Source organism: Rhodococcus sp. 7Tela_A2 (assembly GCF_049311045.1).
Classification (GTDB): domain Bacteria; phylum Actinomycetota; class Actinomycetes; order Mycobacteriales; family Mycobacteriaceae; genus Rhodococcus.
In genome coordinates, this window is the sequence record NZ_JAXION010000138.1 from 1 (window position 1) to 10,297 (window position 10,297).

The 10,297-nt window shown below is 70.9% G+C and carries 6 protein-coding genes; 4 read left to right on the top strand and 2 right to left on the bottom strand.

Features of this window, described 5'->3' with window-relative positions:
- Nucleotides 1-6,988: amino acid adenylation domain-containing protein (locus TVH25_RS18975; RefSeq protein ID WP_422425206.1), on the bottom strand; the 6,988-nt coding region annotated here is incomplete at its 3' end.
- Nucleotides 6,989-7,532: 544 nt separating this feature from the next.
- On the opposite strand from TVH25_RS18975, the gene TVH25_RS18980 reads away from it, so the two are divergent.
- Nucleotides 7,533-8,135 carry a hypothetical protein gene (locus TVH25_RS18980; RefSeq protein ID WP_296549547.1) on the top strand — a complete coding sequence of 201 codons (603 nt, stop codon included), beginning with the start codon at nucleotides 7,533-7,535 and terminating at the stop codon, nucleotides 8,133-8,135.
- A gap of 21 nt (nucleotides 8,136-8,156) precedes the next feature.
- On the opposite strand, the gene TVH25_RS18985 is transcribed toward TVH25_RS18980, so the two are convergent.
- Nucleotides 8,157-8,489: a hypothetical protein gene (locus tag TVH25_RS18985; RefSeq protein WP_169622301.1), complete on the bottom strand. Its 333-nt coding sequence runs from the start codon at nucleotides 8,487-8,489 to the stop codon at nucleotides 8,157-8,159.
- A gap of 183 nt (nucleotides 8,490-8,672) precedes the next feature.
- Between TVH25_RS18985 and TVH25_RS18990 the strand changes: the two genes are divergently transcribed.
- From TVH25_RS18990 to TVH25_RS19000, 3 genes are all read left to right on the top strand, one after another.
- The gene (locus TVH25_RS18990; protein ID WP_169622300.1) at nucleotides 8,673-9,011 is read left to right on the top strand and encodes an RNA polymerase-binding protein RbpA; all 339 of its coding nucleotides are present in this window, start codon (nucleotides 8,673-8,675) and stop codon (nucleotides 9,009-9,011) included.
- 260 nt (nucleotides 9,012-9,271) lie between these two features.
- Nucleotides 9,272-9,646, top strand: a complete 375-nt coding sequence (locus TVH25_RS18995) for a chorismate mutase (protein WP_296549546.1) — start codon at nucleotides 9,272-9,274, stop codon at nucleotides 9,644-9,646.
- A gap of 7 nt (nucleotides 9,647-9,653) precedes the next feature.
- Nucleotides 9,654-10,297, top strand: a 644-nt coding sequence (locus TVH25_RS19000) for an anthranilate synthase component II (protein ID WP_422425207.1), incomplete at its 3' end; no start/stop codon positions are given.

The following is a 10,297-nucleotide window of genomic DNA, read 5'->3' on the forward strand; positions in this document are numbered from 1 at the left end:
GGGTGGCGGCGGCGCGGTCGGGGGCGCTCAGGTGCGCGGCGAGGTCGGCGACGGTGGGATGGTCGAACAGGTCCCGGATCCCGACGTCGGTATCGAGGGTCGCGGCGAGCCGGGCGGCCAGGCGCATCGCGAGCAGCGAGGTGCCGCCCAGGTCGAGGAAGTTGTCGTCCGCGCCGACGGTCGGGCTGCCGAGCAGGTCCGCGAACGCCGCGGCGACGAGTTCTTCGTGCGGGGTGCGCGGGGGCCGGTACAGGGCGGTGGCTCCGGTGCGTGCCGGTTCGGGCAGCGCGCGGCGGTCGAGTTTGCCGTTGGGGCCGACGGGGAGCCGGTCGAGCACCGTCAGCGCGGCGGGCACCATGTAGCCCGGCAGGCGGGCGGCGGCGAACGCGGTCAGGGCCGCGGTGTCGACGGCGCGGTCGGGTCGCGGCACGACATATCCGGCGAGTTGGTCGTCCTCGCGCCGGTAGACGACCACGACGGCCTGCGCGACATCGGGGTGGCTGCGCAGCACCTGTTCGACTTCGCCGAGTTCGATGCGCAGGCCGCGTACCTTGACCTGGAAGTCGGTGCGGCCCAGGTACATCAGGGCGCCGTCGCGGCGCCAGGTGGCGAGGTCGCCGGTGCGGTACATGCGGCTGCCGGCGGGTCCGTACGGGTCGGGGACGAACCGTTCCGCGGTGGGTGCGGGACGGTCGAGGTAACCGCGGGCGAGCTGGATGCCGGCGAGATACAGTTCCCCGGCCGCTCCCGGGGGGACGGGATGCAGGCGCGCGTCGAGCACGTAGGTGCGGGTGTTCCACACCGGGGTGCCGATGGGTACCGCACCGGTGTCGGCGGGGCCGGTGGGCCACGCGGTGACGTCCACGGCGGCTTCGGTCGGCCCGTACAGGTTGTGCAGCGCGGCGCCGGGCAGCGCCGCGCGGGTCGCAGCGGCGGTGGACGCGGGCAGCGCTTCCCCGGAGGCGAACAGCAGCCGCAGCGACCGGCCGCGTCCGGCGGTGACGGCGTCGACGAACACTTCGAGCATCGACGGGACGAAATGCGCGACGGTGACCTGTTGTTCGTCGATCAGTTGCAGCAGGTAGGCGGGGTCGCGGTGGCCGCCGGGTTCGGCGAGGACGAGATGCGCCCCGACCTGCAGCGGCCAGAAGAACTCCCACACCGACACGTCGAACGTGGCGGGGGTTTTCTGGACGACGGTGTCGGCGGCGGTCAACGGGTACGTGTGCTGCATCCAGCGCAGCCGGTTGACGATGGCGTCGTGCGCGACCGCGACACCTTTGGGCCGGCCGGTCGAACCGGAGGTGAACAGCACGTAGGCGAGGGTGTCGCCGGTCGGGCCGGGCCGGTGCTCGACCGTGGGTGCGGTCGCGGGTGCGCTCGTGGTGTCGAGGGTGTCCAAGTCCAGGACGGGGGTGCCGGGCGGCAGGGTGAGGCGGTCGCGTTCGCGGGTCAGTACCGTCACCGGGTGCGCGGTGTCGAGGACGTAGCGCAGCCGCTCGGGCGGGTGCTCGGGGTCGAGCGGCAGGTAGGCGGCACCGGTCTTGACGATGGCGTACATGCCGACGAGCAGGTCCAGCGAGCGGGGTACGGCGAGCGCGACCACCTGTTCGGGTCCGGCGCCGGCGTCGAGGAGCACATGGGCGAGGCGGTTGGCGGCCGCGTCGAAGTCGGCGTAGTCGAGGGTGTGGCCGTCCGCCGTGACGGCCGGGGCGTGCGGGGTCGCGGCGGCCTGTGCGGCGAACAGGTCGCCGAGTGTCGCGTCGCTGCGCGGCGCGGTGGTGGCGTTCCAGTCGTGCAGGATGCGAGTGCGCTCGGCGGGGGTGAGCAGATCGACGTCGCCGACGGGGGTGGCAGGTGCGGCGACGAGCGCGGCGAGCAACCGCACGAAGCTGTCGCCGAAGGCGACGGCGGTGTCATGGTCGAACAGATCGGTCGCGTACGACAGGGCTCCGGCGAGGGTGACGGGAGTGCCGTCGTCGCCGGGAACATCGCTCAGGAGCAGATGCAGATCGTATTTTGTGGTGGCCGTGTCGATTTCGGCGATGTCGATGGTCAGGTCCTGCAACGCGAGGTGCGCGGTCTCGTTGTTCTGGAAGGCCAGCATCACCTGCACCAGAGGTGAGTACGCCTCCGAGCGGGCGCCGGCGAGGGTGTCGGCGAGCCGGTCGAACGGCAGGTCGGCGTGCGCGAACGCGTCGAGGTCGTCGTCGCGGACGGCGGTGAGCAGGTCGCCGAATGCGCGATCGCCGCGGATGGTGCTGCGCAGGGCGACGGTGTTGACGAACATGCCCACCAGGTCGTCGAGCGCGGGGTCCCCGCGACCGGAGACCGGGGTGCCGATGGTGATGTCGTCGCTGCCCGAGAGGCGCGCCACCAGCACCGCGAGGGCGGCGTGCACGACCATGAACGGGGTCGCTCCGGCGGTGCGGGCCAGCGTGTCGACCGCGCGGTACAGCTGCGGGTCGAGGTCGAAGCGGACGGTGTCGCCGCGGAAGGATTGCCGCGGTGGGCGGGGCCGGTCGGTGGGCAGGGCCGTCAGGTCCGGGGCACCGGCGAGCCGGTCGCGCCAGTAGTCGAGTTGCGTCGCGGCCCGTGACTGCGGATCGGCGGGGTCGCCGAGCAGCCGGTCGAACCACAGGGTGTAGTCGGCGTACTGGACGGGCAGCGGTGTCCACGCCGGTGCGGCGCCGTGGATGCGGGCGGCGTAGGCGGAGACCAGATCACGGGCCAGCGGCGCCATCGACGCGCCGTCCGCGGCGATGTGGTGCACGACCACCGCCAGTACGTGCTCGTCGTCGGCGGTGGTGAACAGGCGGACCCGCACCGGCAGGTCGGTGGTGACATCGAAACCGGCGGTGGTGAATTCGGCGACGGCGGCGTCGAGGTCGGCGGCGTCGATCGGGACGGCGGTCAGGTCCGGCCCGAGGTCGCCGGTGGGCACGACCCGCTGGATCGGCCCGTCGGGGGTGGCGGGAAAGACCGTGCGCAGCGTTTCGTGCCGGTCGAGCAGGTCGGTGACGGCGGCGGTGAGCGCCGCGGTGTCGAGCGGGCCTGCCAGGTGCAATGCCACCGGGATGTTGTAGGCCGCGGAGCCGGGGTCGAGTTGGTTGACGAACCACAGCCGCTGCTGCGCGGCCGAGACCGGGACCCGGTCCGGGCGCGGCCCGGCGATCAGCGGGATGCGGTCGGTGGGGGCCTCGCCGATCTGTGCGGCCAGGGTGTGCGCGGTGGGCGCCTCGAACAGTGTCCGCACTCCCAGGTCGGCGCCGAGTGCGTCGTTGAGCCGTGAGATCACCCGGGTGGCGATCAGCGAGTTGCCGCCGAGGTCGAAAAAGCTGTCGTGGACGCCGATGCCGGATACGCCGAGTTGGTCGGCGAACACCTGTGTGATGGTCTCCTCGGTGGCCGTCGCCGGTGCCGTGCCGGCCGGGCCGGCGGTCCCGAACACCGGTTCCGGCAGGGCGCGGCGGTCGAGTTTGCCGACCGCGGTGAGTGGGATCTCGTCGAGTTCGACGAGCGCGGCCGGCACCATGTGGGCGGGCAGGCGGCGCGCCAGGTGCTCGAGGAGCGTGTCGTGGTCCACGGTGCGGCCGGGTTCGGGCAGCGCGTAGGACACCAGGACGGTATCGCCGGACGGACCGGTGCGGCCGAGGGTGGCGGCGAACGCGATGTCGGGATGGTCGGTGAGGGCGGTGTCGATTTCGCCGAGTTCGATGCGGAACCCGCGGATCTTGACCTGGAAATCGGAGCGCCCCAGGTATTCGGCGGTGGGGGCGCCGTCGGGGGTGGGCCGCCATCGCACCACGTCGCCGGTGCGGTACATGCGACTGCCTGCGGGGCCGTGCGGGTCGGCGACGAACCGGGTCGCGGTCAGTCCCGGCTTGCGGTGGTAACCGCGGGTCACGCCGGGTCCGCCGACGTAGAGTTCGCCGGTCACCCCGGTGGGGACCGGGCGTAGTCGCGCGTCGAGGATCACCTCGTCGACGCCGCACACGGGCGTGCCGATGGTGATCGGTTCGCCGGGGACGAGCGGGTCGGTGACGTTGACGACGATGGTGGTTTCGGTGGGGCCGTAGGCGTTGAACATGCGACGGCCGGGAGCCCACCGGGCCGCCAGTTCCGGAGGGCAGGCCTCGCCCGCGACGGTGATCGCCTGACAGCCGATCCCGGCCGGGTCGACGGAGGCCAGTGCGGCGGGCGTGGAGAAGGCATGGGTGATCCGCTCGTCGCGCAGCAACCGGGCCAGTTCGTCGCCGCCGTACACGTGGGCGGGGATCACCACCAGGGTCGCGCCGATGGCGAACGCGGTCATGTATTCGAAGATCGAGGCGTCGAAGCTCGGTGACGAGAAGTGCGAGACGCGGGCCGTGGGCTCGGGGGCGAGCCGCGAGTGCAGTGTCACCGACAGATTCGCCAGGCCGTGGTGCGGAACCACGACCCCTTTGGGGCGGCCGGTGGAGCCGGAGGTGTAGATCAGGTAGGCGGGATGGCCGGTGCGCAGAGGCGCCCGGCGGTCGATGTCGGTCAGTGCGGTCGCGTCGGTGCCCGCGATGCGGGTGCGCACCGCCGGGTCGTCGAGGACGAGCCAGTCCACGTCGTCGGGCAGCGCGTCGCGGTGCGCCCGTGTCGTCAGTCCGAGGACGGAGCCGGAATCGCCGAGCATGTACTCGATCCGGTCGCGGGGATAGGCAGGGTCGATCGGTACGAACGCGGCACCGGACTTCGCGACCGCCCAGATCGCGGCGACGGATTCGAGGGATCGGCCGATTCCCAGCGCGACGTATCGTTCGGGGCCGGCGCCGGCCGCGACGAGCATTCTCGCGACCCGGTTGGACCACTCGTCGAGTTCCCGGTAGGTCAGTGCGTCGTCTCCGCAGGTCAGGGCGACCGAGTCGGGCACGATCGCCGCGACGCCGGTCAGGATCTCGGGCAGCGTCTGCGGGGAGGTCGCCGGCCGGCCACGTGCGGGCAGGAAACCGTCGAGTTCGCCGCCGCTGACGACGGGAAGAGCGCCGAGCGGGGTCGCGGGGGCGGTGGCGGCGGTATCGAGGACGCGGGCCAGGCGGGTGACGAACCCTCGGGCGATGTCCTCGTCCACTGCCTCGGGCCGGTACCGGACGTGGACGTGCACCCCGTCGCCGCCGGCGGCGAGGCGCAACGTCAGCGCGGTGCTGTCGGGCTGCGGGAGTGTTGCAGACGAGTCGGTGAGGCCCACGGCCACGGGGACGGACGCGCCGGTGAGCACCGCGGGGTCGACGTCGGCGTGGGTGGAGGCGTCGCGGGCGAGCCCGCGCATCCGATCCAGGTACTGCGCGAACGGCACGGCGGGGTCGACGTCGCTGCGCAAGGGCAACACGGCGGTGCCGGACGGGGCGCCCACGAGGGTGTCCCGGCTGCCGGTCAGTACCGAGGTGACCACCGACGTCGCGGCCACCAGCACGGACTCCGGGTCGGCGGCGTGGTCGCGGAGCATCTGTGCGGTGCCGGGGGCGACGGGCAGATCGGTGTCGAACTCGGCCACCCCCGTATCGGCGGCTGCGGAGGCCGGGCTCGCGGCCGGCCGCGGCAAGGCGAGGTGGTCGGGAGCGTCGGCGAGGACGCCCTGCCAATAGGTGGCGGCCTCGGCGGCGCGCGCACGCTGGACACCGATCGCGGCCGTCTCCGGATCGATCCCGGCGACGGGAGCGTCGCCGTCGGCCTGCAGGAACGCGGTGAGCAGTCCCACGAACCGGCGATGGTGCGCACGTAACTCCTGGTCGTCGTACCGGTGCGGGTTACCCCGAAAATCGATGAAAGTGGTAGCCGGAGTGCCACTTTGGTAGATATTGACGAGCAGGTCCTCGATCGGTCCGGACGTCATGATGTGGAATTCGCCGCGCAGGTCGCCGAGCACGATCTCCTGCCGGAAGAGCATCACGTTGATGGTGGGACCGGCGTAGGCGTGCGGGACGGTGGTGCCGGATTCCCGGCGGATGTCCTCGATGCTGCACCGCTGGTGGCGCAGCGCCCCGGTCAGTTCCAGCTGCACGCGCCGCACCAGGGCGGTGCGGGTGTCGTCCGGGTCGATGTGCAGGTGCAGTGGTGCGGTGTTGACGAGCATGCCGCCCGAGCGGCGGGCCGAGGCGGTGGTGCGGGCGGAGACCGGCAGGTTCACCACCACATCGTCGGTGCCGGTCATCCGCGCCAGGTAGCACCCGAACGCGGCGACCACCGCGGCGGTGGACGACGATCCGGCGTCCTCGTCGACGGCGGTCAGGGCAGTCACCAGGTCGTCGGGCAACGGGATGCTCGACAACAACGAGACCGGAGCGAGCGGGCCGGTGCGGGTGGCCAGCGACGAGCCGTCCTCGAGGCCGGCGACGCGCTCCATCCAGTAGTCCCGGTCGGAGGCGTACCGGGAGGAAGCCCGGTAGTCGCGGTCCCAGTCGTAGAGGGTGCGCAGGTCGGCGGCGCGCGACGGATCGGGATCGCGTCCCTCGACGGCCGCGGTGTACAGCGCGGCGATGCGGTTGACCATGGTCATCGCGGCGTAGCCGTCGAGTGCGACGTGATGGATCCGGCCGTACCAGAGATAGCGGGCATCGCCGACCCGCAGCAGTGTCATGTTCACCAGCGGTTCGTGCGCGAGGTCGACCGGACGGGAGTAGTCCGCCGTCATCCACCGGTGCGCCGCGTCGAGCGGGTCCGGGTCGGCGCGGAAATCGACCACTTCGATCGGTTTCGCCGCCAAGGCCGGGTCGACGTACTGGTACGGCTCGCCGTCGACCTCCACGACCCGGAGGTAGGCGGACTGGAACTCGCCGCCCCCGACGTACCCGGCCTGCCGTACCCGGTCGATGTCGAGTTCGCCGGGCAGATCGACGTACTGGGCGATGCAGATCGGCACCTCGGGTGCGAGTTGCTGCGCAAACCAGATCGAACGTTGTGCGGACGAAAGCGGAAAAGCATCAGGTGGTAGCTGCAGACGACGCTGTCGCAACGACATGTCCCCTCCGAGAGCGATGTTGGCGTAAACGGCGCGCCCCCGACATCGCGTCGGGGCCGATGCTCGTCGAACCTCTCTCGCCGAGACCGGCCCCCGTGTCGTGCTCCCGGCATGACCGGAAGCACTCCCCCAAGTTAGACCAGAATGACTTCGGATCGCCCGCATTCGGCGAGAGGTATCCGGAAATACACCAGATATCGAAATTCGATCTTGGATGTGCCCGGGAATTCTTTACCGAATATTTCCGAGGCCCTGTCGAAACAATTACCGGAATTCTCCCGAATCGCGCCGGCGGCGTACCTGACGTTCGGCGTGGGGTAAATGTCCCGAATGCTCGGAGATATCGGCGAAATCCCCCGGTGCGGCGGGGTGAATCCTTATCCTCGGATTTTGGTACCCCCGTACGCGTCAGGAGTTCCCGCTGCCGCGCACGTCCGCGTCACGCACCCGCCTCACCGTGTGCCCAGGGCGTCGTCGCCCGTGGATCACGCTGCTCGCCGCCTTCCCGCACGACTTCTCGCAGCCGACCCGAAGGAGCATTCAGATGCCGCGTCGCCGGACCGTCCGTATTCTCGGCGCCCTGTTCGCCACCGCACTGGCCGTCACCCTGCCCGCGCAGGCCGCTGCCGAGCCCGCTCCGCCGGGCCTGCCCCTCGACCAGCTGCGGGCCGCTGCCGCACCCGACCCGGACGCCCTCCGCGCCGTGGACGACATGCTGGGCGCCGGAACGGGGTCGGCGCTGTTCGCGCCGCCGCCGCGCAACACTCCGCAGCCGTTCATGCAGCCCGCCCCCACTCTCGGACCCGGCTGCGGTGGCGGCCTCGTGCCGTACGCCATGACCACCGGCTGGGTGCAACCGGGCCCCAACGTGAACCCGGACGTACAGATCGGGCAGCTCAAGATCTTCGTGGCACCGACCATCCCCGTCACCCCTGCGGCCGCCGACCTCAAATTCGTCTGGCTCAACATGGAGACCTTCCGCGGCGGCATCGAGACCCTCGACGACAAGGCCGGCGGGGTGCCGCAACTGTCGAAGACGGTCAACACCGGCACCGGCCCGGTGCTGGCCAGCCTCTTCGGTTCGATCAACTACACCAACGGTGCCTTCTGCCAGGTGGTGTTCACGATCGGCGGGTTCTTCGCCTGACGCCCGGCCGGGCGGGTCCGGTCAGCGGATCCGCTCGGCGTCCCGGGCGAGGGACACCAGGTCGGTACACAACCGGCCCAGTTCCGCCGCGTCGGCGCCCTCGGCGACCGCAGTGGCCACATCTTCGGCGGCGCAGCGCACCAGATAGGCGCGGTCCGCCAGCGATTCCACCTCGGCGGCGGTGAGTACCACCGCGTCCTCGGGCAATCCCGCCTCACGGGTGGTGTGGCGCTGCTCGTACGCGCGTTGCCGGCACGACTGCCGGCAGTACCGGCGGCGCCGGCCCGTCCCGATCTCCGGGACCGGGCGTCCGCACCACAGGCAGCTGCCCGGCGGACGGGTGCGGTCGGTCATGTCCGGACACTTTACCGACGCTGTGGAGGCGGCCGGTAATGTGGTGTATCCGGCCTCGAGGCGGGCCGCGGGAACGGAATCGGCCCCGTCGACGTTGACATGAGGTGAACGTTGATCCCGCGTGGGCGCCCGCCTGCAAGGCGGACCCACCAGCGGGTGGAGCACACAAGAGAGGACACCACCATGGCAGATCGTGTACTGCGAGGCAGCCGGCTCGGCGCGGTGAGCTACGAAACCGACCGTGACCACGATCTGGCGCCGCGGCGGATCGCGCGCTATCGCTGCGACAACGGCGAAGAGTTCGATGTTCCGTTCGCCGACGAAGCCGAGATCCCCGGCACCTGGATGTGCAAGAACGGGCTGGAAGGCACCCTCGTCGAGGGCGCGGCACCCGAGCCGAAGAAGGTCAAGCCGCCGCGCACGCACTGGGACATGCTGCTCGAACGCCGCTCCGTCGAAGAACTCGAGGTCCTGCTGCAGGAACGCCTCGATCTGATCAAGGCGAAGCGCCGCGGCGCCTGACAGGCCCGGCCAGCACCACCTCCGAATGCCGTTGCGGGAATTGTTCCCGCAACGGCATTCGCCTTTTGTCTGCGGTATCGGCCGGCACGCTTTTCCGTCCCGGACGCAATTGCATTGCCGGAGTGGCACAAATCCATCAATTGTCGGCACCCCGTTCGGCTGCGTGCAATCATGAGCGAATACCAACCGACGAGTCGGGCACCGTCGAACACTTCACGATCCGACCCCCACCCCCGGGGGCTGTACAGGGGTGAGCGCACGTGAACGACAGGCATACCGCGGCGGATACGACGACCGCACCGACACCGGAAACCGAACTCGACGCTCTGCGCACCGAACTCGACCGAGTCGACCGCGCACTGCTCGACGACGTCCGCGACCGACTGGCGCTGTGCGCCCGGGTCGCGGAAATCAAACGGCGCCACAACATCGCGGTGCTCCAACCCGGCCGGATGCAGGCTGTGCATCGCCGCGCCCAGGACTACGCGCACCGAAACGGACTGTCCGGCGACTTCGTCGAAGCGCTCTACACCCTGCTCATCGGAGAAGCCTGCCGGCTCGAAGACGACATCGTCGCCGCCGCGGGCGCCGACGCCGGTCCGCGCCCGGCGCGCTCCGGGGACCCCCAGATCTGAGGCCGCCATGTCTGCGCCGCCACCGACCCGAACCCTGCTGGTCGACAACTACGACTCGTTCACCTACAACCTCTACAGCCTGCTCTCCCGCGTCAACGGAGTTCCCCCGGTCGTGGTCACCAACGACACCGTGTGGGACGAACTGGGGCTGCACCGGTTCGACAACATCGTCGTCTCCCCCGGCCCGGGACGCCCCGACCGGCCCCGCGACTTCGGGATCAGCGACCGCATCCTCGCCGACTCCGGGCTGCCGGTCCTGGGCGTGTGCCTCGGCCACCAGGGGTTGTGCCAGCTGTTCGGCAGTGCGGTGGTGCCCGCCCCCGAGCCGGTGCACGGCCGGATCAGCCGGATCGTGCACGACGGCACCGGTCTGTTCGCCGGCATCCCGTCCCCGTTCGACGCGGTCCGCTACCACTCGCTGATCGCCGAGCACGTCCCCGACCAGCTCGTCGCCACCGCCTACACCGACGACGGGCTGCTGATGGCGGTCGAGCACCGGCACCGGCCGCTGTGGGGAGTGCAATTCCATCCCGAATCGATCTGCACCTGCTACGGCACCGAACTGCTCGGCAACTTCCGGGCCGCCACCCCGGCCCGCACGCCGATCACCGTCAGCGCCCCCCCGCCCCCCGCACCCCCCCCGCCCCCCAA

Coding starts and splice junctions, on each gene's coding strand:
- TVH25_RS18985 (WP_169622301.1), bottom strand. CDS start 8,489: ATGACCGACCGCACCCGTCCGCCGGGCAGCTGCCTGTGGTGCGGACGC.
- TVH25_RS18980 (WP_296549547.1), top strand. CDS start 7,533: ATGCCGCGTCGCCGGACCGTCCGTATTCTCGGCGCCCTGTTCGCCACC.
- TVH25_RS18990 (WP_169622300.1), top strand. CDS start 8,673: ATGGCAGATCGTGTACTGCGAGGCAGCCGGCTCGGCGCGGTGAGCTAC.